Source organism: Arthrobacter sp. TJ-58, assembly GCF_058269295.1.
The window spans coordinates 1234224-1257809 of sequence record NZ_JBZCNM010000001.1 but is presented as its reverse complement, the minus strand read 5'-3'; the positions used below and the strand labels follow the sequence as shown (position 1 = coordinate 1257809).

26 protein-coding genes are annotated in these 23586 nt (G+C 65.8%); 21 read left to right on the top strand and 5 right to left on the bottom strand.

The window, feature by feature from the left end; translation table 11 throughout:
• Nucleotides 1–39: 39 nt before the first annotated feature.
• Both AC4D2W_RS05855 and AC4D2W_RS05850 read right to left on the bottom strand, forming a co-directional pair.
• Nucleotides 40–771 (bottom strand): glutamine amidotransferase, encoded by a 732-nt coding sequence (locus AC4D2W_RS05855; RefSeq protein ID WP_490925934.1) that lies wholly within the window; start codon nucleotides 769–771, stop codon nucleotides 40–42.
• Nucleotides 768–2027, bottom strand: coding sequence for an MFS transporter (locus AC4D2W_RS05850; RefSeq protein ID WP_490925933.1), 1260 nt, complete (start codon nucleotides 2025–2027; stop codon nucleotides 768–770). The genes AC4D2W_RS05855 and AC4D2W_RS05850 overlap by 4 nt, the downstream gene beginning before the upstream one ends.
• A 143-nt stretch (nucleotides 2028–2170) precedes the next feature.
• Here AC4D2W_RS05850 and ftsY point away from each other — a divergent pair, with 143 nt between their 5' ends.
• On the top strand, nucleotides 2171–3370 hold the full coding sequence (gene ftsY / locus AC4D2W_RS05845) for a signal recognition particle-docking protein FtsY (RefSeq protein ID WP_490925932.1): 1200 nt from the start codon (nucleotides 2171–2173) through the stop codon (nucleotides 3368–3370).
• 117 nt (nucleotides 3371–3487) lie between these two features.
• On the opposite strand, the gene AC4D2W_RS05840 is transcribed toward ftsY, so the two are convergent.
• A complete protein-coding gene (locus AC4D2W_RS05840; protein ID WP_490925931.1) occupies nucleotides 3488–5212 on the bottom strand; it encodes a hypothetical protein in 1725 nt (574 codons plus the stop codon).
• Between the two features lie 230 nt (nucleotides 5213–5442).
• Here AC4D2W_RS05840 and AC4D2W_RS05835 point away from each other — a divergent pair, with 230 nt between their 5' ends.
• Both AC4D2W_RS05835 and AC4D2W_RS05830 read left to right on the top strand, forming a co-directional pair.
• A complete protein-coding gene (locus AC4D2W_RS05835; RefSeq protein WP_490925930.1) occupies nucleotides 5443–6738 on the top strand; it encodes an ammonium transporter in 1296 nt (431 codons plus the stop codon).
• On the top strand, nucleotides 6735–7073 hold the full coding sequence (locus AC4D2W_RS05830) for a P-II family nitrogen regulator (RefSeq protein WP_400927916.1): 339 nt from the start codon (nucleotides 6735–6737) through the stop codon (nucleotides 7071–7073). Before AC4D2W_RS05835 ends, AC4D2W_RS05830 begins: the two co-directional genes overlap by 4 nt.
• A 73-nt stretch (nucleotides 7074–7146) precedes the next feature.
• Here AC4D2W_RS05830 and AC4D2W_RS05825 read toward each other — a convergent pair whose 3' ends face one another.
• Nucleotides 7147–8556: a glucose-6-phosphate dehydrogenase gene (locus AC4D2W_RS05825; RefSeq protein ID WP_490925929.1), complete on the bottom strand. Its 1410-nt coding sequence runs from the start codon at nucleotides 8554–8556 to the stop codon at nucleotides 7147–7149.
• 129 nt (nucleotides 8557–8685) lie between these two features.
• Between AC4D2W_RS05825 and ffh the strand changes: the two genes are divergently transcribed.
• From ffh to AC4D2W_RS05760, 13 genes are all read left to right on the top strand, one after another.
• Nucleotides 8686–10269, top strand: coding sequence for a signal recognition particle protein (gene ffh, locus AC4D2W_RS05820; protein WP_490925928.1), 1584 nt, complete (start codon nucleotides 8686–8688; stop codon nucleotides 10267–10269).
• 138 nt (nucleotides 10270–10407) lie between these two features.
• The gene (locus AC4D2W_RS05815) at nucleotides 10408–10968 is read left to right on the top strand and encodes an NUDIX domain-containing protein (protein ID WP_490925927.1); all 561 of its coding nucleotides are present in this window, start codon (nucleotides 10408–10410) and stop codon (nucleotides 10966–10968) included.
• A 10-nt stretch (nucleotides 10969–10978) separates the two neighbouring features.
• The gene (locus AC4D2W_RS05810; protein WP_490925926.1) at nucleotides 10979–11530 is read left to right on the top strand and encodes a GNAT family N-acetyltransferase; all 552 of its coding nucleotides are present in this window, start codon (nucleotides 10979–10981) and stop codon (nucleotides 11528–11530) included.
• A 70-nt stretch (nucleotides 11531–11600) separates the two neighbouring features.
• Nucleotides 11601–12488 carry a VOC family protein gene (locus AC4D2W_RS05805; RefSeq protein WP_490925925.1) on the top strand — a complete coding sequence of 296 codons (888 nt, stop codon included), beginning with the start codon at nucleotides 11601–11603 and terminating at the stop codon, nucleotides 12486–12488.
• A gap of 394 nt (nucleotides 12489–12882) precedes the next feature.
• Nucleotides 12883–13290 (top strand): 30S ribosomal protein S16, encoded by a 408-nt coding sequence (gene rpsP / locus AC4D2W_RS05800; protein ID WP_152217816.1) that lies wholly within the window; start codon nucleotides 12883–12885, stop codon nucleotides 13288–13290.
• Nucleotide 13291: 1 nt separating this feature from the next.
• A complete protein-coding gene (locus tag AC4D2W_RS05795) occupies nucleotides 13292–13534 on the top strand; it encodes an RNA-binding protein (protein WP_104053842.1) in 243 nt (80 codons plus the stop codon).
• Between the two features lie 189 nt (nucleotides 13535–13723).
• Nucleotides 13724–14305, top strand: coding sequence for a ribosome maturation factor RimM (gene rimM / locus AC4D2W_RS05790; RefSeq protein ID WP_400927933.1), 582 nt, complete (start codon nucleotides 13724–13726; stop codon nucleotides 14303–14305).
• Nucleotides 14306–15142, top strand: a complete 837-nt coding sequence (gene trmD, locus AC4D2W_RS05785) for a tRNA (guanosine(37)-N1)-methyltransferase TrmD (RefSeq protein WP_490925923.1) — start codon at nucleotides 14306–14308, stop codon at nucleotides 15140–15142.
• Between the two features lie 220 nt (nucleotides 15143–15362).
• Nucleotides 15363–15722, top strand: coding sequence for a 50S ribosomal protein L19 (gene rplS / locus AC4D2W_RS05780; protein WP_490925922.1), 360 nt, complete (start codon nucleotides 15363–15365; stop codon nucleotides 15720–15722).
• A gap of 5 nt (nucleotides 15723–15727) precedes the next feature.
• Nucleotides 15728–16450, top strand: coding sequence for a signal peptidase I (gene lepB, locus AC4D2W_RS05775; protein ID WP_490925921.1), 723 nt, complete (start codon nucleotides 15728–15730; stop codon nucleotides 16448–16450).
• A gap of 11 nt (nucleotides 16451–16461) precedes the next feature.
• Nucleotides 16462–17208, top strand: coding sequence for a signal peptidase I (gene lepB / locus AC4D2W_RS05770; protein WP_490925920.1), 747 nt, complete (start codon nucleotides 16462–16464; stop codon nucleotides 17206–17208).
• The gene (rnhB, locus tag AC4D2W_RS05765) at nucleotides 17205–17960 is read left to right on the top strand and encodes a ribonuclease HII (protein ID WP_490925919.1); all 756 of its coding nucleotides are present in this window, start codon (nucleotides 17205–17207) and stop codon (nucleotides 17958–17960) included. The genes lepB (AC4D2W_RS05770) and rnhB overlap by 4 nt, the downstream gene beginning before the upstream one ends.
• Before the next feature lie 7 nt (nucleotides 17961–17967).
• Nucleotides 17968–18291, top strand: a complete 324-nt coding sequence (locus tag AC4D2W_RS05760; protein WP_400927948.1) for a DUF2469 domain-containing protein — start codon at nucleotides 17968–17970, stop codon at nucleotides 18289–18291.
• A 9-nt stretch (nucleotides 18292–18300) separates the two neighbouring features.
• On the opposite strand, the gene AC4D2W_RS05755 is transcribed toward AC4D2W_RS05760, so the two are convergent.
• A complete protein-coding gene (locus AC4D2W_RS05755) occupies nucleotides 18301–18906 on the bottom strand; it encodes a GNAT family N-acetyltransferase (protein ID WP_490925918.1) in 606 nt (201 codons plus the stop codon).
• 47 nt (nucleotides 18907–18953) lie between these two features.
• Here AC4D2W_RS05755 and AC4D2W_RS05750 point away from each other — a divergent pair, with 47 nt between their 5' ends.
• From AC4D2W_RS05750 to AC4D2W_RS05730, 5 genes are all read left to right on the top strand, one after another.
• The gene (locus AC4D2W_RS05750; protein WP_490925917.1) at nucleotides 18954–19634 is read left to right on the top strand and encodes a 2'-5' RNA ligase family protein; all 681 of its coding nucleotides are present in this window, start codon (nucleotides 18954–18956) and stop codon (nucleotides 19632–19634) included.
• A gap of 147 nt (nucleotides 19635–19781) precedes the next feature.
• Nucleotides 19782–20141 (top strand): YraN family protein, encoded by a 360-nt coding sequence (locus AC4D2W_RS05745; RefSeq protein WP_490925916.1) that lies wholly within the window; start codon nucleotides 19782–19784, stop codon nucleotides 20139–20141.
• A complete protein-coding gene (locus AC4D2W_RS05740; protein ID WP_490925915.1) occupies nucleotides 20138–21688 on the top strand; it encodes a YifB family Mg chelatase-like AAA ATPase in 1551 nt (516 codons plus the stop codon). The genes AC4D2W_RS05745 and AC4D2W_RS05740 overlap by 4 nt, the downstream gene beginning before the upstream one ends.
• Nucleotides 21689–21699: 11 nt before the next feature.
• Nucleotides 21700–22893, top strand: coding sequence for a DNA-processing protein DprA (gene dprA / locus AC4D2W_RS05735; RefSeq protein ID WP_490926033.1), 1194 nt, complete (start codon nucleotides 21700–21702; stop codon nucleotides 22891–22893).
• A 106-nt stretch (nucleotides 22894–22999) separates the two neighbouring features.
• Nucleotides 23000–23521: a methylated-DNA--[protein]-cysteine S-methyltransferase gene (locus AC4D2W_RS05730; protein WP_490925914.1), complete on the top strand. Its 522-nt coding sequence runs from the start codon at nucleotides 23000–23002 to the stop codon at nucleotides 23519–23521.
• Nucleotides 23522–23586: the final 65 nt, after the last annotated feature.

The window sequence follows — 23586 nt, the reverse complement described above, 5'->3', positions numbered from 1 at the left end:
CAGCCGCCGGGAACGGCATGAGTCCGGCTGTCGGTGCTCCTACCGGGCGTAGCGGTGCACAAAGTTGCGCAGGATCAGCGGCGGCACACTGACGTCGGCACCGCGCACGGAGGCCTTGACGGCGTCGGCTTCCTCCGGCGGGAAGTAGCCGGCGTGCCGGTACACCGTGATGCGGGTCAGCAGGCCCGGAACGTCCAGCTCGGGATGGAACTGCGTGGCATAAAGGTTCTCCTTGATCCGGAACATCTGCACCGGGCAGGAGGAGGAACCGGCAAGGCTCACCGCGTTGGGCGGCAGCCCGGAGACGGCCTCGCGGTGGCCCACAAACGCGGTGAAGGAATCCGGAACGTCCTCGAGCAGCGGATCCTGCCGCCCCTCACCGGTGAGCTTGATCTCCACGGCGCCGATGGCCTCACCGAACTGCCGGTCCACGGTTCCGCCCTGGTGCCGGCCCAGGGTGCCCACGCCGTAGCAGGCGCCCAGGAACGGGAAGTCCTGCTCGACGACGTCGTCCAGCAGCGTGCCCAGCTCACTTTCCACCCGCAGCTGCAGATCCGACTTGGAACTGTCCGGATCGCTGGCGTTGAAGGGACTGCCGCTGACAATAATGCCGCTGTAGTCCGTCAGATCAATGCGGGGCAGGGGACCGGCCTCCAGCCGGACACGGTGCAGCTGATCCGGCTCCAGGTTTCCAAAGCGGAGGAACGCCTCATATTCTTCGTCGGCGGCATCGTCTTCGGCCCGGGAGGCCAGCAGGAGGAAAGGCTTCATTCCTCGATCGTAGTGCGGTTGGGACCCGCCTGCGTGTCAGGCGTCACGGCCGGGGGCGCCGCGCTTTCCTGGGGCTGCAAGGTTTCGCGGGCACCGATCCAGGCAAAGCACGCCATGACCGCAATGGCTCCGGTCACGCCGAAGGCCCAGTTGAAGCCCAGCGAGTCCGCGAGCAGCCCGGCCAGGATGGGTCCCACAATGGCACCGCTGTCACTGGCCATCTGGAAGGTGGCGAGCACCTTCCCGCCGCTGCGGTCATTGCCCACCACATCTCCGACGGCGGCCTGCTGTGCCGGGTTCAGCAGCCCGGTTCCCATGCCGGCAACTGCGGAGACCACCAGGAACATGGGCACGTTGGTGCTGAAGCCGATGGCGGCTGTGGCGGCGGCGTTCACCGCCAGCCCGGTGATCACCATCGGCCGCCGGCCCCAGCTGTCGGCAAGCCGGCCGGAGAATGTCAGGACCACGGCGGTGCCGAGGGCGAAGGCGGTCAGCGAGATGCCGGCGATTTCCGGTCCGGCGGTCAGAGCGGCGGCGGCGAAGAGCGGCAGCAGCGAGTTCCGCACGCCAAAGGAGGACCAGCCGTTGGCGAAGCTTGAGGCCAGTGCGGCCCGGTAGGCGGAGTCGCCCAGTGCTTCACGGACGGTGAGCACCGGACGGGCGGCGGGCTTGGGCTCGCCGCTGGCCAGCCGGGCGTCCTTGAGCTGGAGGGCGACGACGGCGGCGGCCACCACCAGCGCGCCCGCGTAGACCAGGAACGGAACGCGCAGCCCGAACCCGGCCATGAGTCCGCCCGCGAGGGGCCCGGCAATGTTGCCCAGCAGGAATGAGGAGGCGTAGGCGCTGGACACCCGGCCGCGCACGGCAGGTTTGGTCAGCCGGATGATCAGGGCCATGGCCGAGATGGTGAACATGGTGGAGCCGATGCCGCCCAGCCCGCGGAAGACCAGCAGCTGCCAGTAACTTTCCGCGAAGGCACACGCTCCGGTGGAGGCGGCGACGATCAGCAGCCCGGCAATGTAGACCGGGCGCTCGCCGAACTTCTCCAGCAGGGCCCCGCCGGCCGGTGCGAAAATCAGCCGGGTGAAGGCAAAGGCGCTGACGATCACCGAGGACGCGGCAATGCCCACGTTGAAGCTCTGGGCAAACTGCGGCAGCACCGGGGCCACCAGACCGAAACCCAGGGCAATGACAAACGCCGCGGCAATAAGGACTTTGATTTCCCGCGGAATCGCGAGACGGGGTGCTCGAACCATGATGCTCTGATTCTCTCAGACCTCGGCCGCTCCCGGGACCGGCTCGCCGCCGCCCGAAAATGGCCGGCGGGAGGGCCGTTCAGGCCATGCGGCGGCGGCTGTGCGGGTGCCCGGAAACACACCGGTGTGACATGCTAAAGAGCGTGAATGAGACTCTTGCGATTGTGATCTATGTGGTCATCGCCCTTGCTGTAGTCGGTTCCGTGGCAGCTCTGCTGGTCCGGACCCGACGAACCCCCAAGGGCATGTATCCCACCACCCGAGACGCCAATGATCCGGTAACCGGATCAGGCGCGCACGCCGCCGGGACGGATGTCCTGGACGCGCCCCCGGCGCAGACCGACGTCGTCGTGCCCGACGACCTCCGGGATCTGGACGCGACAGCGCCGGCCCCCGAGGCTCCGGCGCTGGAAACCCCCGACCCGGTGCAGGGCCGCCTGGCCCGCCTCCGGGCGCGCCTGGCCAAGTCCAACAATGCGCTGGGCAAGGCGCTGCTGGCACTGCTGGCCAGCGACAAGATTGATGAAGATGTCTGGGACGAGATTGAGGAAACGCTGCTCCTGGCGGACCTCGGGACCGAACCGACCATGGAACTGGTGGACGCCCTGCGCGAGCGGGTCAAGATTTCCGGCAGCCGGAACCCCGAGGAAGTGCACCAGATGCTCCGCGAGGAGCTCATCAAGCTCGTGGATCCGACCATGGACCGCTCGCTGGCCACTGCCCGGCATGCTGACAAGCCTGCCGTCGTGATGGTGGTGGGCGTGAACGGCGTCGGCAAGACCACCACGGTGGGCAAGCTGGCCCGTGTCCTGGTGGCCGAAGACAAGGACGTGCTCCTGGGTGCTGCCGATACCTTCCGCGCCGCCGCCGCCGAGCAGCTGGCCACCTGGGGACAGCGCGTGGGCGTGCCCACCGTAAAGTCCGACATCGACGGCGCCGACCCCGCCTCCGTGGCCTTCGAGGCCGTGAAGGCCGGAATCGACGGCGAGGTGGACGTGGTCCTGATCGACACCGCCGGGCGGCTGCAGAACAAGGTTGGCCTGATGGACGAACTCGGCAAGGTCAAGCGCGTCATCGAAAAGCAGGCCGAGGTGGACGAGGTCCTGCTGGTCCTGGACGCCACCACGGGCCAGAACGGCCTGATGCAGGCCAAGGTGTTCTCCGAGGTCGTCAACATCACCGGCATTGTGCTGACCAAGCTGGACGGCACCGCCAAGGGCGGCATCGTCGTCGCGATCCAGCGCACGCTGGGCGTGCCCGTGAAGCTGATCGGCCTGGGCGAGGGTGCCGATGACCTGGCACCGTTCGAAGCCGAGGGCTTTGTGGATGCGCTGCTGAGCTAGGCAGTCCGCAGCACAAAAGGCTCCGCACTTCCGAGAGGAAGTGCGGAGCCTTTTTGTTGATCTTTTTGCCCGCCGGGACCGGGACCGGGGTCCGCGAAGCGGGGGTCCCGGCCCGGGCTAGAAGGTGAAGTTCAGGACCGTGACGGTGCCCGCGGTCAGGGGGAACGTCTGCGTGCTGGACCCGTACGTGAACCCCGGAACGGTCAGCCGTTCGGCGGCCGGGGTGCCCTCGGCGGCGGCGCCGTCGATCAGCGTGCCGTCTTCGGCGGTGTAGGAGGTGCCGGTCATCTGGGACATGGTCCCGGTCAGCGCCTTGCCCGGCAGTTCCAGGGTTACCGCGGCCGGAGCATCCTTTTCGGGGTTGTTGTTGTTGACCACCACCACGCTGACGCTTCCGTCCGCGTGGCGCACCGCGTACGGATAGGCGAGCCCGCCGCCGGCGGTGTCCAGTTTGAGGAACTCACCCGGCGGCATCTCGGCCACCATGGACATGCCGTAATAGTTGGCGCGCTCATCCACTGCGCCGTCCGGCTGCAGGTACGCGCCGCCGGTGCAGATGGCAGACATGGGCGGGCCGCCCTTGCACGTGATCAGGGAGCTGTGGAAGGAAACCCGGGAAATGCCCATCTGCGCGGCGCTCAGCGCATAGTCGGCGCTCCACAGCGCCGAAGCGTAGGTCTTGGTGGTTTCGTTTGACCCCGGGCAGGCAGAGACACCGGTTTCCGGAATCCATGTTTCCAGGCCCGACTGCAGGGCCGGTTTCATGGCGGCGGCCCGGAAGTTGTTGGAGTGGTCATGCAATTGCCGGCTGGTTAGGTTGGCCAGGACCGGCTTTCCCAGCGGATCTGCCCCCTCGCAGGATGACAGGGGGTAGTGGTGGAAGGACAGGATTTTCCGCTGCGGCAGCTGCGTCTCGGCGAACGGCCCCCACCAGGTCTGCTCATAGGTTCCCGGACCCACAATGGGCACCTCGGGAGCGACGGCGTACATGGCTTCGGCGTAGGCCTTCAGCTCGGTCAGGTAATCGGAGATGCCGTAGCCGGAGTCGCGCAGCCCGGTCTTGGCGAACCCGTTGGGCTCGTTGCCCACGGTGATGCCCACCAGGCGCTCACCGAAGGCGGCGGCGGCGTACTTGGTCATGTCCGCTGCACGGGCGGGATCATAATTGCCCAGGTCCACGGTCAGGGCAATCTGCCCGTCCACGGCTTCCAGCAGCGTGTTGACCCGCTCCAGATCGGCGGGTGTCACGACCCGGACCGGATGGGATTTGTCGCCGGAAAGGTTCCCGGGGATGGCCTCGCCGGTGGAGGTCCAGAAGAAGCGCCGGTCCACGGCGTTTCCGCCGAAGCGCAGCAGCGGCCGGCCGAGTCCGGAAATGGACTCGACCATTTCCGGGTTGTCGCCGGACAGGGACGGATCCGCCAGATCCGTGGCTTCCAGCGAGAGCCCGATCAGGCCCTCCGGCAGCGACGTGCCGGTGGTCTCCGCAGCGACCTTGATGTTCAGCGGCTCCACAGGGGTCTGCGGAGATCCGGCCGGAGGTCCCGCCTGGTTGTAGTACGTCACGGCCGGAGCCGCAGGCAGGGTTTCAGGGGCGGGGGTCACGGTGAAGGGAGTGCCCGTGGGGGACGGCTTGGCCTCGCTTGACGCGGCGGGCACCGCTGCGGGAGCGGCGTCGTCGTTCATCACCAACGGGGCGACGACGGCGCCGGCAGCCAGCACGGCCGCGAGTGCGGTCCCGGAGATAATCCACTTCTTCTTGTTCTTGCCGGAATTTCGGTTGGGGCCGCCGCCGGCGGCCAGAGGATCTGGACCGCCCGGTGTCGGAAACTGCTCGGGCATAAAGGATTACCTCCGGTAGTGAGACTTAGGGACCATCCTAGCGGCGGGTGCCGCACCGCCAAGTGCTCCCGAAGAGGCGCGAAATGCTGTGGAAACTTTCCCGTTACGGACTTTTTACCGGGGACCGGGGTTTGTAATGTTCCGGCAACCTGCCCGGGCCGTTGCCGAAACTTTGCCCCGGCAGAGTTCAGTGTGCGGGAAGGGCCCGTGGTTGGTGAAGGGACGTGAAGATGGATCTGTCAGCAGGTCACGTCTGGGTGATGGTTTCGGCGGCACTGGTGCTGCTCATGACGCCCGGAGTGGCATTCTTTTACGGCGGCATGACCCGCGCCAAGGCAGCACTGAACATGATGATGATGAGCTTTGTGTCCATTGGCCTGGTGGGAGTTGTCTGGGTGCTGTGGGGCTTCTCCATGACCGGCGGCGACGGCGTGGGCGGATTGTTCGGTAACCCCTTCGCCTCCTTCGGGCTTGAGCCGCTCATTGGCACCGAAGACCTCATCGGCGCCGGATTCGGTGCCACCTTTGCCATCATCACGGTGGCCCTGATCAGCGGAGCCATTGCGGACCGGGCCAAGTTCAGCGCATGGGTGATCTTCGTGCCGGTCTGGGTCACCCTCGTCTACTGCCCGTTGGCCTTCATGGTGTGGGGCGGCGGGCTGCTGGGCGAAGAGGGAGCGGTCGGCTCCGTGGTCGGGGAGGCCATCGACTTTGCCGGCGGCACCGTGGTCCACATCAACGCAGGTGTGGCAGCCCTGGTGCTGGCCCTGATCATCGGCAAGCGCAAGGGCTTCGGCAAGGACCCGAGCCAGCGCCCGCACAACATCCCCTTTGTCATGCTCGGCGCCACGCTGCTCTGGTTCGGCTGGTTCGGTTTCAACGGGGGAGCCGCAGGCACCGCGGAGGAAGCGGGCCTGATCTGGATGAACACCATGGCCGCTCCGGCTGCCGCGATGGTTGGCTGGCTGCTGATTGAACAGATGCGCGACGGGCGCCCGACCTCCCTCGGCGCTGCTTCCGGAATTGTCGCCGGCCTGGTGGCCATCACCCCCGCCTGCGCCAACGTGAGCCCGCTCGGCGCCGTCGGCCTGGGCCTGCTGGCCGGTGTCCTCTCCGCGCTCGCCGTCGGGCTGAAGTACAAGCTCGGCTACGACGATTCCCTGGACGTGGTGGGCGTACACCTGGTGGCCGGCATCGTAGGCACACTGGCGCTGGGCTTCATTGCCCTGCCCGTGGACGGCGAGGGAGGCGGCCTGTTCTACGGCGGCGGTTTCGCTCAGCTTGGCGCACAGCTGGCGGCGGCCCTCATCGCGATCATCTTCTCGGCCGTCCTGACTCTGGTGATCGGCCTGGCCATTCACAAGACCATTGGCTTCCGGGTGTCCGAGGAACAGGAAATCAACGGCGTGGACCTGAGCGAACACGCTGAAACCGCATACGAATTCGGCGGCCTGGGCATGGGCGGTTCCTTCCGGCCCCTCCCTGAGACCGTCCGCACCGCCCCGAAGGAGAGCGTCAACTCATGAAACTTGTAACGGCCATTGTCCGGCCCGAGAAACTCGACGCCGTCCGCGGATCCCTGGAAAGCTACGGCGTGCAGGGACTGACCGTCAGCTCCGCCAACGGCTACGGCCGCCAGCGCGGCCACACCGAGGTTTACCGCGGCGCCGAGTACACCGTGGACCTGCTGCCGAAGATCCGCATCGAGGTCCTGGTGGCCAATGAGTGGTTGAACGACATCGTGGATGTGCTGGTCTCCACGGCCAACACGGGCCGGGCCGGGGACGGCAAGGTGTGGGTGGTCAATGTGGAAGAAGCGCTCCGGGTGCGTACCGGGGAGCGGGGGGATTCCGCGCTGTAGGTTGTTTGCTTCAGCCTTGGGCGGGAGCAGCCCCTTGGACCGGCCGTGTGATTGCGGCCGGCCCAGGGGGTTTTCACAATCCCGAGCGGCTGGATTCCCACTCCGGCGGGCCCATGGTTCCGGCGGGATATGTCTCGAGCGGAACCTCGCCGTCAGCCCATGACCTCAGTACCGGATCCACGATCCGCCAGCATTCCTCCGCGATGTCCGCGCGCACGGAGACCAGCGGGTCACCCGAAAGGATGCCGTCCAGCACTTCGCCGTACGGCGTCATCGCCGATTTGTGCATGGGAGCGCTGAGCCCGGTGCGCTCCAGCTTGAACACGTTCTCCGGACCGTTGACGTTCAGCTCCAGTTCCAGCCGGGCCGGGGCGAAGGAAATCCGGAGGCGTGAGGCTTCGCCCGCGGAACCGGTGAATCCGTCGGGCAGATGGCTCACCGGCTTGAAGGTAATGACGGCTTCCTGCCGCGTTTTGCCCAGAGCCTTGCCCGAGCGCAGGACGAACGGGACACCGGACCAGCGCTCATTGTCGATCCGGATTTCCACTTCTGCGAGCGTCTCCGTCTCCCGGTCCGGATCTACCCCGGGCGATTCGGCATATGCCTCAACTTCTTCGCCGTCGATCTCCCCGGCGGACCACCGGGCCCGGCGCGTACTTCGCTTATAGTCCTCCGGCACACTGGATGCCCGAAGCGTGGCAGCGATCAGGTCCCGCACATCCCGCTGGCCGAGGGTTGCCGGAGCCCCCATCGCAATGACCGCCATGGTGTGCAGCAGGTGGCTCTGGATCATGTCACGCAGGGCACCGGCGCCGTCGTAATACTTCGCTCGGCCCTCAAGACCCAGCTTCTCGTCGAAAACAATCTCCACGCGCTCAATATGAAGGTTGTTCCACACCGGCTCCAGGATCCGGTTGGTAAACCGCAGCCCCAGGACGTTCATCACCGTGGCCATGCCCAGGAAGTGGTCCACCCGGTACACGTCGCTTTCGGGCAGCAGCTTCGCCAGCATCCGGTTCAGCTCACGGGCCGAGGCTTCGTCGCCGGCAAACGGCTTTTCGAGCACCAGCCGCGTGTCCTCGGGCAGGTCTCCCGGTTTCAGCGCAGCCACGGTGGACTGCGTAACTTCCGGCGGCAGCGCGAAATAGACGGCCAGCGGTGTGTCCAGGCTGCGGATGTCGTTTACCAGCCGCTCCGGATCCTTCAGATCCACCTGCAGGTAGCTGCCGTTCCGGACAGCGGCATCGAGCGCTTCCTTCCCGTCGTCGTCGGCCTCGCCGCGGGCAGCGGCAAAGGACTCTTTCAACAGGTCCTGCCAGGTGCCGTCGTCCCAGTCACGGGAACCGGAACCGATGACGCGGAGCTCAGCGGGGGCGCGTCCGCTGCCGATCAGCTGGCCCAGCCCCGGCAGCAGCAGCCGCTTGGAGAGGTCGCCGGTGCCGCCGAGAATCAAAAGGGTGCGCAGGGGGGAAGTTTCATTCATGGCTCCACCCTGCCATCGGGGCCGCGCAACCGGTAAGGGTTTTGCGGAAGATTTCCAACTCGCCTTGGTACCCTTAACAGCTGGGCCTGCCAAACATGGCGAAGATCTGACGAAAGAAGTGCGCGGCACGTGTTCAATTCACTGTCTGACCGGTTGACTACAACCTTCAAGAACCTCCGCGGCAAGGGCAAGCTGACCGAAGCCGACGTCGACGCCACCGTCCGCGAAATCCGCCGGGCACTGCTGGACGCGGACGTCGCCGTTCCCGTGGTCCGTGCCTTCACCGCATCCGTAAAGGAACGCGCCCTCGGCCTTGAGGTGTCCCAGGCACTGAACCCGGGCCAGCAGGTCGTCAAGATTGTCAACGAGGAACTCGTGGGCATCCTCGGCGGCGAGACCCGGCGGCTGCGCCTGGCCAAGAACCCGCCCACGGTCATCATGCTCGCGGGTTTGCAGGGTGCCGGTAAGACCACCCTGGCCGGCAAGCTCTCCAAGCACCTGAAGTCCCAGGGCCACAGCCCGCTGCTGGTTGCCGCCGACCTTCAGCGCCCCAATGCCGTCAAGCAGCTGCAGGTCAACGGCCAGCGCGCCGGCGTTCCGGTCTACGCACCGCACCCGGGCGTTTCCTCCGAGTTTGAGGCCGCCACCGGTGATCCGGTTGCCGTCGCCCGCCAGGGCATCGAGGAAGCCCGCTCCAAGCTGCATGACGTGGTCATCGTGGACACCGCCGGCCGCTTGGGCGTGGACGCCGAACTGATGCAGCAGGCCGCTGACATCCGCGCCGCCATCAATCCTGACGAGGTGCTCTTTGTCATTGACGCCATGATCGGCCAGGACGCCGTCAACACGGCCCAGGCCTTCAACGAGGGCGTGAACTTCACCGGTGTTGTCCTGACCAAGCTCGACGGCGACGCCCGCGGCGGTGCCGCACTGTCCGTGGCGTCCGTGACCGGCAAGCCGATCATGTTCGCCTCCACGGGTGAGGCCCTGACCGACTTTGAGGTCTTCCACCCGGACCGCATGGCCAGCCGCATCCTTGACCTCGGCGACGTCCTGACCCTCATTGAGCAGGCCGAACAGAACTGGGACAAGGACGAAGCATCCCGGATGGCGAAGAAATTCGCCGACCAGGAAGACTTCACCCTGGACGATTTCCTCGCCCAGATGCAGCAGATCCGCAAAATGGGCTCCATGAAGAAGATGCTCATGATGATGCCCGGCGCCGCCGGCATGCGTGAGCAGCTGGAAAACTTCGACGAGCGCGAAATTGACCGCGTCGAGGCCATTGTGCGTTCCATGACCCCGCACGAGCGGGTGGCTCCGAAGATCATCAACGGTTCACGCCGTGCCCGCATTGCCCGCGGTTCGGGCGTGCACGTTTCCGAGGTCAACGGCCTGCTGGAGCGTTTTGTGCAGGCACAGAAGATGATGAAGAAGATGGCTGCCGGCGGCGGAATCCCCGGCATGCCGGGCATGGCCGGCCCCGGCGGCTTCGGCGGCGCACGGAAGAAGCAGCAGGCAGCCAAGGGCAAGAAGAAGGCCAAGTCCGGAAACCCGGCCAAGGCTGCACAGGAACGCGCCGAGGCGGAGGCACGGCGCGCCGGTGCCCGCAAGGCACTTCCCACGGGCAGTGCATTCGGCGGCCAGGATGCGGACTTTGATCCGTCGTCGCTGAACCTTCCCAAGGGCTTCGAGAAGTTCCTGGGCAAGTAACAGGGAAATGATGTGCACCGCCGGGCTTTGGTCCGGCGGTGCGTGTTTAACGCATCGGCACTTTTATCGCTCCGGCCCCGCGGCGCCGGATACTGTGAGGGTGCACCGAGGAAGTCCGGTATCAGGGGGAAGAGCAGCGTGGCAGCACAGGGACTAAGCGGCTTTTACGGGTCGGTGTTCAAGCGCAGCACCGTGGCCTTTGTGCTGATCCGGACCAGTGACTGGAGAATCCTGACGCTGCGGGCCGGGTCCGCCGGGTCCGGGGACTGGGAGTTTCCCGGCGGTGTCGTGAAAGGCAGCGAAGACCCCCGTTCCGCCGCCCGGCGCATGGCGCGCGAGGCGCTGGGATTCCAGCTCGACGTCGGCCGCCTCCTGGTAATGGACTGCGTGCAGGGCAGCGCGGGCCAGGGCGATTCCATCGCTTTTGTGTTCGACGGCGGCACGCTGGCAACCTCCGTGACCGGATTCACCGGAGCCGGCGGAGAGCGGGAAGCCCGGTTTTTCCCGGTCGGGGAATGCCCCGATGTTCTGGGCGGGTCCTCAGCAGTGCGGCTCGGGGCGGCACTGGAAGCACTGGAGCTGGGAACCGTGACGGAGCTGGTGGACGGCCGGCAAGTGAGCGGCGAACCCCTTGTGCCGCCGTCTTCGCAGCGAATGATGCCGCCCGTTGACGGCTTTTCCGGAGTTCTTGGACGTTAGGATTTCGCGCATGGCAGTGAGACCGGTGGTTGTGCGCAGCGCCGCGGAGAGCGACCTGGCCCTGCTGCCCGCCCTGGAGGCTGCCGCGGACACCCTGCTGCACGGGCTGAGCCTGCCCGGTTCCGCCGGCGGATCCTTTCAGCTCGGTGAGCTTCCGCCGCCGGCCACCGCCGCTGAATTGGCCTCCGCCCGCCACATCCTGGAGGCGGGAGAGCCGCCGGTTGGATTCGCCCGCATCGAGGAAGTGGACGGACAGGCCCATCTGGAGCAGCTGTCCGTTTCCCCTGACGCCGCAGGGACCGGGCTGGGCCGCAGGCTGGTGAACGCCGCACTGGCCTGGGCCGCAGAGCAGGGATACCGGTCCATGACACTGTGCACATTTTTCGATGTTCCGTTCAACGCCCCCTTCTACCGGACCTGCGGATTTGAGGCGGTCTGGAACCCTGGAGGCGAGCTGGGCCGGCTCCGGGAGCATGAACGGCAGCTCGGACTGGATGCTCTGGGCAAACGCGTCGCAATGCGGTGTGAACTGCGGCGCGATCCGCCGGCCACTGCGCCGTAGTCCGCTCCCGCCGTCGTCGTCCTTTTCCGGCAGCCTTGGGTTTACGTGAAGCTTCAAGTAAACTAATTGCATGAACCTTCAACTAAACCCGTCCGACCTGCTGCCCGCCAATCTGACCATGGGCACAGTGATGCTTCGCGTGGGGGACATGGCGGCGGTTTCCGCCTACTACCGCGGAGCCCTCGGACTGGAGGTGGTCGCCGAAGCCGACGGCGGCCAGTACCTGGGCCGCGGAACCGTCCCCGTGGTTCACTTGGCACCCGCTCCCGGACTCCGCGTGGCATCGCGCGGCGAGGCGGGACTGTTCCACACCGCCATCCTCTTCGGCACGCAGGCCGATCTGGCGGCCACCGTGGCGGCGGCCGCGCAATACGATCCGGCCGCGTTTGTGGGATCTGCCGATCACCTGGTGAGCGAAGCGTTCTACTTCACCGACCCCGAGGGCAACGGCATTGAGCTGTACTACGACAAGCCCCGGGACACCTGGGACTGGGATGAAACCGCCTCCGGGCGTGAGGTTCGGATGGCCTCGCTCGCCCTGTCGCCGCAAACCTATTTCCGTGAGCATCTGACCGAGGAAGCGCTCAATTCCCTGCGCACTGCCGACGCGGGCGTGGGGCACGTGCATCTGCAGGTCGGGGATACGGCAACGGCGGCAGCCTTCTACGTGGACACGCTGGGATTCGAACGCACCGCCGGGTTCCACGGCCAGGCACTCTTCGTTTCGGCCGGCGGCTACCACCACCACATGGCCATGAATGTGTGGAACAGCCGCGGCGCCGGACCCCGGAAGGACACCTTGGGCCTGGGTGAGGTGCTGATCAGCGTGCCAACGGCCGACGACGTCGCCGGGCTGGCCGACCGGCTGAAGGTTGCCGGTGTCTCCAATCATCACACCGGTGCTGAACTGCGGTTCGAGGATCCCTGGCGCAACCGCCTGCGCATCGCCGTCGGCTAACTGCCGTCGGCCTGACCCCGCCGTCGGCTAACCCGCCGTGCGTCGCCTTACCTTGCTTCCGTCGAGTGTTGAGCTCGCGCCGGAATGCACCGCTGAGAAGGCCGTCAATTCGACAATCGAATGATCAAAGCGACGTTATCCCGACACTCGGCACACGGTATGCCCATGAAGTTCTGTACCGAAGCCCGCAGGGGTCGGGGGAGCGTCGCCCGCCGCGCCGCCTGTACCGAGTCGCCAAAGATGAACTCATCTGGCACAATAGTCGAGTACTCGATCTGCGTGGCCCCTCTCTCCGCGCATGCATCTTGTCCTTTTTGAACCCCAACGTTATGGCCCGCCCCACGGGAGCAGAAGTACGGGTTCGCCCCATTTCAGATCAGGAGTGACCACAAAAGTGGCCGTAAAGATTCGCCTTAAGCGCCTCGGCAAGAAGTTCTCAGCACACTACCGCGTTGTTGTCATGGATTCCCGTGCCAAGCGCGATGGCCGTGCCATCGAGGAAATCGGACTGTACCGTCCGACCGAGAACCCGTCGTACATCGACATCAAGTCGGACCGTGCCCAGTACTGGCTCGGCGTCGGCGCCCAGCCCACCGAGCAGGTCGCAGTTCTGCTGAAGATCACCGGTGACTGGCAGAAGTTCAAGAACATCGAAGGCCAGGAGGGCACCCTCCAGGTCAAGGCTCCCAAGGAAGCTTTCGTGGCTCCCGAAAAGAAGTCCGTGATTGTTCCCGAGGCCATCACCCCGAAGGCCAAGAAGGACGAGGCTCCCGAAGCTTCCGCAGAGGCTGAGGCTGAGTAACTTGCTGGCCGAAGCGCTGGAGCATCTCGTCCGCGGAATCGTTGACAGTCCTGAGGACGTCAAGGTTTCCGCCAAGAGCAACCGCCGCGGGGAAACCCTCGAGGTGCGAGTTCATCAGGATGATCTGGGCCGCGTCATCGGACGCCAGGGCCGGACGGCACGTGCATTGCGCACCGTGATCGCCGCCCTCGCGAACGGAGAGCCGGTTCGCGTTGATGTAGTGGATACCGACCGCCGCCGCTGATAATCCGCGGCACGGCCGGACTGCATCAGCAGTTCACAGCACTTTTTCACAGCAGTACCAGTTGAACGCAGTTCACGGCATCCGGCCCCTGCACCAGATAATGGTGGAGGGGCCGGATGTGTTTCCGGGCCCGAAGCTGCCCAACCCCGGCTGCGGCGATCCGCCGCACCAATACAAGGAGATCTCCCCATGCAGTTACAGGTGGCACGCATCGGCAAGCCGCACGGCATCCGCGGCGAAGTAACCGTCCAGGTTCTGACCGATGCCCCCGAAGACCGCTTTGTGCCCGGAACCGAGCTCATCGTCGAGCCTGCGTCCAAGGGTCCGCTCACGGTCATCAGCGCCCGCTGGAACAAGGACATCCTGCTGCTCGGTTTTGACGAAGTAGTGGACCGCAACGGTGCCGAGGAACTGCGCGGGGCCATGCTTTCCGTGGATACCGAAGAGCTCGACGGCGAGGATGACGACGAGGGCTGGTACGAGCATGAACTCGTTGGCCTGAAGGCCCGGATCGGCGACGACGTCGTGGGCACCGTCAGCGGCCTGCGCACCCTGACCGTCCAGGACCTGCTGGTCGTGGATGACAATGAGGGCCGCGAGGTGCTGGTTCCCTTCGTGGAAGCCATTGTTCCCGAGGTCAACGTTGAGGACGGCTACGTCCTGCTCACCCCGCCCGCAGGACTCTTTGAACTGAACCTGCCGGAAGACAAGCAGGACAAGCAGGAAAGCGCCGGTAAGGACAAGGACGCTCAGAACGAGGCCGGCCGCTAAGTGCGTATTGATGTAGTCAGCATTTTCCCTGAATACCTGGCGGCGCTGGATCTGTCGCTGATCGGCAAGGCCCGGCAGGACGGCCTGCTGGATCTTCATGTGCATGACCTGCGGGACTTCACCACGGACCGCCACCGCACCGTGGATGACACTCCCTACGGCGGCGGCGCCGGAATGGTGATGAAGGCCGAGCCGTGGGCGCAGGCGCTGGCCTCCGTCGCGGACGCCGGGAACCCGGGTGCCGCAGATCCGGGCGCGGGAAGTGCGGACGCGGGAAACGACGACGGCGGCAAGCGTCCCGTCCTGATCGTCCCTTCGCCCGCCGGAGCGGTGTTCACCCAGGCCATGGCCTATGAGCTCGCTGAAGAAAAGCACCTTGTCTTCGCCTGCGGACGGTACGAGGGCATCGACGAGCGCGTGCTGGAATGGGCCGGCGAACGTTTTGACGTCCGTCCGGTCAGCCTCGGCGACTACGTGCTCAACGGGGGAGAGGTTGCCGTCCTGGCCATGGTGGAGGCCATTGGCCGGCTGGTGCCCGGCGTCGTCGGCAATCCCGAATCCCTGGTGGAGGAATCGCACTCGGACGGGCTGCTGGAGTACCCCGTCTACACCAAGCCCTCATCCTGGCGGGACCGGAACGTTCCGGAAATCCTGCTCAGCGGAAACCACGGAAAAATCGCCCAGTGGCGCCGGGACCAGCAGCTGCAGCGCACCGCAGCCCGCCGCCCGGACCTGCTGGAGAAGATCGATGCGCAGCAGCTGAGCAAGGCTGACCGGGCCGCGCTCCAGGCGCTGGGATACGAAGTGACTGCGGACCGGGTCCTGCCCCGCTCCTGATTGGTGGGGTTAGGTCCGGTATGGCAGAATAGATAACTGTGTCATCTGGGTCCGCGCCTGCCACAGGGGGAGCGTGGCCAACAGAGTGCACACCGGCAGCCAATCCTCGGCTATGCCGGTCTCATAGCTTCGGCAGCATCTGTGCAGCCCTTCGTGGCTGCATCCTTGACTGCCGTTACCAAAGTGGATGACCTGTGGCGTTCACCAGGAGTGATAAACAATGCACATCCTAGATTCTCTTGATGCAGCTTCGCTGCGTTCAGACATCCCCGAGTTCCGCGCCGGTGACACGGTCAAGGTTCACGTAAACATCATTGAAGGCAAGAACACCCGTGTTCAGGTCTTCCAGGGCTTCGTCATGAAGCGCCAGGGCGACGGCCTGCGCGAGACCTTCACGGTCCGCAAGGTCAGCTTCGGTGTCGGCGTGGAGCGTACCTTCCCGGTTCACTCCCCGGTCATCGACAAGATCGAACTGGTCTCCAAGGGCGATGTCCGCCGCGCCAAGCTGTACTACATGCGCGATCTGCGCGGCAAGGCAGCCAAGATCAAGGAAAAGCGCGACTTCCGTCCCGCCAAGTAATCTTCTTGATCCACGCAGCATCCGCTTCCGGGGAATCTTCGGATCCTTCCCGGAAGCACACGAAACGCCGGTCCAGGTTTGTGGGCTGGCGTTTCGTGCTATGCGCCCTCGCCGCGGCAGTTGTGCTCGTGGCCCTGGTCCGCGCTTTTGTCGTGGACATCTACTACATTCCCTCCGAGTCCATGCAGCCGCTGCTGGATCCCGGGGACCGTGTGCTGGTCTCGCGCACCGAATACCGTTCCGGCGGCATCCAGCGCGGGGACGTGGTGGTCTTTGACGGCCGCGGTTCCCTTGCCCCGCTCAACAACGGCGACGCTGCCCCGGTGGCAGCGGCAAAGTCCCTGGCCCGCTGGGTGGGGCTGGTTGGCAGCGACTCGGTGTATGTGAAGCGCGTCATCGGAATCCCCGGAGACCGCATCACCTGCTGCACAGCGGAGGAACCGCGGCTGCAGGTCAATGGAACTCCCGTGGGCGAGCCGTACGTTTATCCCGGAGACGCCCCAAGCGAGCAGAACTTTGACGTGATAGTTCCCGAGGGGAGACTGTGGCTCCTCGGAGACCACCGCTCCCGGTCAGCCGATTCCCGGTCCCTGCTGGGCGCCCCGGGCGGCGGGCTCATTTCCGAGGAACGCGTCATTGGGCGCGCAACGGCCATCGTGTGGCCGCTGGAGCGCAGTTCGGAAATTGAACGGCTAGAGTTAGGAGCCGAGTGGAACACGGCGAAATAAGAGGACAGCACATGGCTCAGAACGTCCCGGAAGAGCCCAGCCACAGCGCCGGACACAACAAGCAGCGCGGTTTCGGCGGATGGCTGCGCGAAGTGGCCACCATCATCGTCATTGCGCTGCTGCTCTCCTTCCTGATTAAGACGTTCCTGTTCCGGGCCTTCTACATTCCCTCCGGTTCCATGGAGGAAACCCTGGAAATCAATGACCGGATCTTCGTCAATCTTCTGGTTCCGGAACCTTTTGACCTCAACCGCGGCGACGTGGTGGTCTTCGAGGACACCAAGGGCTGGCTGCCCGAACTTGCCCCGGCCACCGAAGGCCCCGGCACCTGGATCCGCGACGCACTGATTTTCGTGGGCCTGGTTCCGGATACTTCGGAACAGCACCTGGTCAAGCGTGTGATCGGCATGGAAGGGGACCACGTCGTCTGCTGCGACGCCGACGGCCGGATCACGGTCAACGGCGAGCCGCTGAACGAGCCCTACATTTACCCCGGGGCAACACCGTCGGATGTCCCCTTTGACGTGGTGGTTCCTGAAGGCAAAGTCTGGGTCATGGGAGACCACCGCAACGCCTCCGCGGATTCGCGCGAGCATCTCCAGGGCGAAGGCGGCGGTTTCGTGGATGTAGAGGACATTGAGGGCAAGGCCGCCGTGACAGCCTGGCCGCTGAACCGTGCAGGCTTTGTGGGCAGCTATCCGGAAGTCTTCGAAAATGTTCCCGATCCCTCAGCCTCCCAGCCGGCCGGCTCCAAGTGACGGCGGCTCCGGCCCGCCCCCGGACCAAGACGGGCGCCGGCAGCAAGGCCCCCACGCTGCGGCACGAGCGCTCCTTCGCCGCCGTCGGGCACCGGGTGCTGGCCGGATGCGACGAAGTGGGACGCGGAGCGCTGGCCGGCCCGGTCAGCGTTGGCCTGGTGGCCGTGGACCTGGCCACCGTGCGTTCCCTCAAGGGTGTGCGGGACAGCAAGCTGCTCTCCGAAAAGGACCGCGAATTACTGGTTCCCCAGATCAAGAAATGGGCCCGCAGCTGGGGAGTGGGCCATGCCAGCGCCGCGGAAATTGACCTGCATGGCATCATGGGCGCGCTGCGCCTTGCCGGCACCCGCGCCTGGGACCAGATCCGCGCGGACCTGACCCCCGACGTCGTGCTCCTGGACGGCAACTACAACTGGCTCTCACCCGCGCGCCAGGCCAGCCTTTTTGACCTCCCGGGGAACGACGACGGCGGCTGCCAGGCGCCCGTGCACACCAAGATCAAGGCGGACATGACCTGCCTGAGCGTGGCTGCGGCCAGCGTACTCGCAAAGGTGGAGCGGGACACCATGATGGTGGACTACGCTATGACACATCCTCAGTACGGCTGGGAAGTGAACAAGGGGTACGCCACGGCGTCCCATCGGCTGGCGATTGACGAGCACGGGCCCACGCCCCTGCACCGGATGTCCTGGCAGTTGGGGTCGCGTCCGGAAGCGGATGCCCGGGACCGTGAGAGCGTCGTTGGGGGATGATGGAAATATGAGTGCCGAAGACCTTGAGAACTATGAAACGGACATGGAGCTGCAGCTCTACCGTGAATACCGGGACGTGGTGGGACTCTTCAGCTATGTGGTGGAGACCGAGCGCAGGTTCTACCTGGCCAACCACGTGGATCTGCAGGCGCGCTCCGCGGACGGCGAGATTTACTTTGATCTGACCCTGCAGGACGCCTGGGTCTGGGACGTTTACCGTTCGGCGAGGTTTGTGAAAAGCGTCCGGGTGATCACGTTCAAGGACGTGAACGTGGAAGAACTGACCCGCAACGATGACCTGACCGTTCCCAAGCCGGAAGAACTGGCCTGAGCGTCCCGCCTACGGCTTGAGCAGCGGGCTGGTTGCCTCCGGCAGGCGGGCGGCGACGTCCTCCCACTGCGCCCACGCACCCGACGGGGACCGCGGATCCCCGGCAGCGAGACTGGAGACCCAGCCTTCAACCATCCTTCCCCGGTGCGCCAGAAAATGGGGAACGGCAATCGGCGGCGGAAACCCGTTGCGCCACACCGTCTTGTAGCTGCCGACGTTGCCCGCATTGGCGGACCACGTGACCACGTCCCAGCCCAGATCGTCAAAGGCGTGGGCAACGGCCAGACCCACGGCACGGGACATGAGCCGCCGGCCGCGGTATTCCGGGGCGGTGACGAAACCCAGATTTCCCGAGTTGGCCCCCTGGAAGCGCAGGTCAAGGGTTCCGGCGTAGGAACCGTCCGCCTCCAGCGCCCAGGAAATCTCCGCCTCCTGCGGAACGGAAATCGCCGCCACGTAGTCCGCGGCCATCTCCCGCGTGTAGTCCAGGGGGACGGTGGTCCACTGCCGTGTCCGCGGGTCCACCGACCGGGCGAGGACGGGGTCGATGTCGGCTTCCCGGTGGGGCCGCAGGGTGAGGAAGCGGTCCGACAGGACCGGAATGGCGAAAGGCATGGCTCCACCCTAGTGCAGGTGTGAGCGGCATCTCCTAAACTGCTCCAATGGTGCTTTCCGACTCGCCGCTGGCCGGTTATCTCGCCGGCAACCGCAGACTCTATGCGCAGCTGCGTCCGGACGCTGAGTCGCTGGAGCATCTTCGGGAACTGCAGCAGGACCTGGCAGCCCGTCCGGAGGTGAACGACGGCGGCGCACCCCGGTGGATCCCCGAGCGGCAGGTCCACCTGACACTGATCCACTTCGGGAAAGTCCGGGATGTGTATGCCCTCATTTCGGCCGCGGCGGACATCTCCCGGGAGGAATACGAAGAGCTCCTGGCCGGCTACGTCGCTGAGACCGAAGCCGCCATGCCGCAGCAGCCCGTGCTGCTGGAGCCGGCCGTTTTGTCGCGGTTCGGCCGGCACGGACGGACACTGGTCCTGGAATACTTTCCCTCCGCAGCGCTCCTCCACTCCCACACCCTGGCCTACGCAGCACTGGAGACGTTCCTGAATGCCTGCGGGATCACCGACGTCCCGGCCTTTACCGCTGAGGATCCCAACTTCATGTTTTCCTCGCGGCTGCGCCCCCACATCACGTTGGCCCGCGGGTTTACCGGTACCCTTCCCGCGCCGCAGCGCAGGCAGGACGTTCCATCCGACGGCTTGTTGCAGACGGGGCGCAGCATTACCCCTGCACCCGTCCGGCTGGAGTCCATGCCGGTGGTCTACCCCGGAACTGCCTGACCTGTAAGGGATCCCTCTAACCGGTTCCCTGCCAACCGGTTACTGTGTCCTCCACAGGACGGCAGCGGCACCGGGCAGGAGTAATGCTTCTCCACACCGGCTGGGCCGGGGGTGCCGGACAGGTCTGTCCTCGGCGAGTGTGGCTGCATGAAAGCCAAAGACACCCTGGGCCGGCACGGCGAGCAGCTCGCCGCCACCTATCTGGCGGCAGCCGGAATTGAAGTGATAGACCGCAACTGGCGGTGCCCCGAAGGGGAAATCGACCTGGTGGGCATTGACCACGGCACGCTGGTGATCGTGGAGGTGAAAACACGGTCCTCCCTCGACTACGGCCATCCCCTTGAGGCCATCACTCCGGAGAAACTCGCCCGGCTGTACCTTCTGGCCGGTAAATGGCGGAAAGCGCAGGGACGGCAGTATGCCTCGTTTCGGGTGGATGCCGTCTCGGTTGTGGACGACGGCGCCGGCAACCCGGTGATCGAACACCTGAAGGAAGTGGCACTGTGACGCTGGGGCGAACCTACGGGGTGGGGCTCATGGGATTGGACGGCCGCGTGGTGGAGGTTGAAGCGGACATCGGGCAGTCGTTGCCCTCATTTGTCCTTTTGGGGCTGCCGGATGCCTCCCTGAACGAGGCCAAGGACCGGGTCCGGTCAGCAGCTAAAAACTCCGGCCTGCCGCTGAGCCGCCGCAGGATTACCGTGAATCTGATGCCGGCGGATGTCCACAAGCGCGGCTCCGGGTTCGACCTGGCCATTGTGATGGCGGCTCTTGCCGCTTCGGGAGACATCAGGTGCAGCGGCCGCCGCGTATTCATCGCAGAGCTGGGACTGGACGGCAGGCTTCGGCCGGTGCGTGGAATCCTGCCCGCCGTCATGGCAGCTGTGGACGCGGGGTATCCGGAGATCACCGTCGCCGAAGCCAACGCCGCTGAAGCCTCCCTTGTTCCGGGCGCCGCGGTCAACGGCTTTGGATCACTCGCAGAAGTGGCAGCCTTCCTCGGGGCGGATCCGGACCGGCTCCTGTTCCCTCCGCAGGCTCCGGGAGAGGAGGCGGGCGCCGCTGACGATGAGCCGCCTGCGGTGCCGGTCCCCGCCCGCGACATGGCTGATGTCGCAGGGCAGTCGGAGGCTCGATTTGCCGTGGAAGTGGCCGCTGCCGGCGCCCATCACCTCCTGATGACGGGGCCGCCCGGCGCGGGAAAGACGATGCTGGCGGAGCGCCTTCCCGGGCTGCTCCCCGGTCTTTCCGACGCACACGCCATGGAAGTCACGGCCATCCACTCCCTGGTATGGGGCGGGCGTCCGTGTTCCCAGCTGCTGCGGCGTCCGCCCTTCGAGAGTCCCCACCACACAGCGTCCTCGGCAGCCATCATCGGCGGCGGCTCGGGCATCGCCCGTCCAGGGGCAGCTTCCCGGGCCCACCGCGGCGTGCTCTTCCTCGATGAAGCACCCGAATACGACAGGCGGGTCCTGGATGCCCTGCGCCAGCCGCTGGAAAGCGGAAAAGTTGATCTGCACCGGGCCGCAGGAACAGCCTCCTATCCGGCGCGGTTCCAACTTGTCCTGGCAGCCAACCCCTGTCCCTGCGGACTGGCCTCGGGGAAGGGAATTGAATGCACCTGCACTCCGCAGCAGCGCCGGCGCTACTTCAGCAGGCTCTCCGGACCGCTTCTGGACCGCGTGGATTTGCAGCTGACCGTACAGCGGGTCTCCCTGCGGGAACTGGCAGGTGACGGCACCGCCGAACCAAGCGCGGATATCGCCGGCCGGGTGGCGGAAGCGCGCAGGGTCCAGCACCAGCGGTTGAAGAAGTGGGGGTATGAGGCCAACGCGGAGGTGGCAGGGAACTTGCTGCGGGGCCCCCTGCGCGCGGCACCGCGAGCCACCGCCTCACTGGACCGTGCCATGGAGCGGCAAACACTGACGGCCCGGGGATACGACAGGGTGCTCCGGGTGGCCTGGAGCATTGCCGACCTCACGGGCCATACGACGCCGGACGCAGACGACGTGGGGCAGGCACTGGGATTCCGGCAGCAGGGGGCAGCAGCGTGAACAGTCCCCGGATGGAACAGCTGCTGACCCGGGCCGCCCTGTCCCGGGTCTTCGAACCTTCGGACAACGTTGGTTTGGCACTCGTAGCGGCCGCCGGACCGGTGGATGCGCTTCGGGTGGCCACGGGCAGCGTCCGTGCCGGGGCCGGCCTGTCCCGGGAGGTAACGGAAGTGCTGGCCGCTTTCGGTATTCCCGCATCCGGCAACAGCGTCGCTTCTGCCCTGGAACGCTGGGCACCACGGGTGCAGGATTTATCTCCTGAACGTGATCTCGCCACGGTTGCACGGCTGGGCGGAGAGCTGCTGATTCCCGAGGACCCCCGCTGGCCGGAGGCGCTGCGCGGACTGGAGCTGGGGATGCCTCTGTGCTTGTGGACCAGAGGGAACCTCAACCGAGGCATCCCCGAACTCCGCCGAACGGCCGCCGTGGTCGGCTCCCGCGACAGCACGGGGTACGGAGCGTCGGTGGCCGGTGACATTGCAGCAGGTCTCGTGACCAGGGGATGGACGGTGGTGTCCGGCGGGGCGTACGGCATAGATGCCCAGGCCCACCGTGCGGCGCTGGCGACCGGCGGCGCCGAACACATTCCCACTATCGCCGTGATGGCCGGCGGTGTTGACCGCTATTACCCGGCCGGGAACGAGGACCTCCTTCGCGAAGTGGCCCGCTGCGGTCTGCTCCTGTCCGAAGTTCCGCCCGGTTCTTCGCCCACCCGCTGGAGGTTTCTGCAGCGTAACAGGATCATCGCGGCCCTTGGTGCCGTGACGGTTGTCGTTGAAGCGCGCTGGCGGTCCGGGGCATTGAATACTGCGCACCACGCTGCGGTGCTGGGGCGCGAAGTGGGAGCGGTTCCCGGGTCGGTATATTCGGCCAACTCGGCAGGCTGCCACCGTCTGTTGCGGGACGGCAGCGCCGTGTGCGTGACGGACGCAGCCGAAGTTATTGAACTGGGCGGCCCCATGGGTGCAACAGACGCGGCGGCAGGGACTGCTCATGAAAGTCCACGGGCCGTGCATGACGGCCTGACGATCGAAGACATGCTTCTCCTTGACGCTCTTCCGCTGCGCACCGGATCACCCGTGGAAAAGCTCGCCTCCGTTGCCGGGCTTTCGGTTTCATCCGTCCGGGCAGGCCTGGCGCGCTTGGAGCTCGAAGATCTCGCGGCCCGGGACGGACAGGGGACGTGGCGAAGGAGCCGCACATGAGCGGCAGCCGGGACGGAGCGGGCGGCTGCAGAAGCCCTCCGGGACCGTCCGCGTCCCCTCCCATATCCCGCCCCTCCACGTTTCATCCCCACAGTTAGGAACCATCGTGCGTATACATAAAAGCGTCGTTACACCCCTGGGCATCTTCACCCTCGCCTCTGAGGAGGGAGCCCTGTGCGCAGTTTTCCCCGGGGTGCCCGATCCGGCTGCGGACCACGGGCTGGGCCGCATTGTGGAAGACGGCTTTGAAGAGGCTGAGCTTCAACTCAGCCAGTATTTTGCCGGCCGCCGCTGCTGCTTCGAACTGGACCTGGAGGCCAAGGGGACCCAGTTCCAGCGCAGGGTGTGGGCCGAGGTGTCCGCCATCCCCTACGGCCAGACGTGCAGTTACAAGGAGCTGGCGATCCGGTTGGGGGACGCTGCGAAGGCGCGCAGCGTGGGGGCCGCCCTTTCGCGGAACCCTTTGAACATTGTCATTCCCACGCACCGCGTGGTTGGATCACGCGGCTCACTGACCGGTTATTCCGCCGGCATCGACTCGAAACGGTTTCTGCTGGAGCACGAGGGTGCGGAAAGCACCGCGGCACTGCGCGTTCAGTGTGCCGCTGCTGCCGGTGTGCCTGCTTGAGGACGGGGGATGAAGCGAGGACAGTAAAGGGGTGACACCCTCAAACATTGATCAAGCTGTAAACG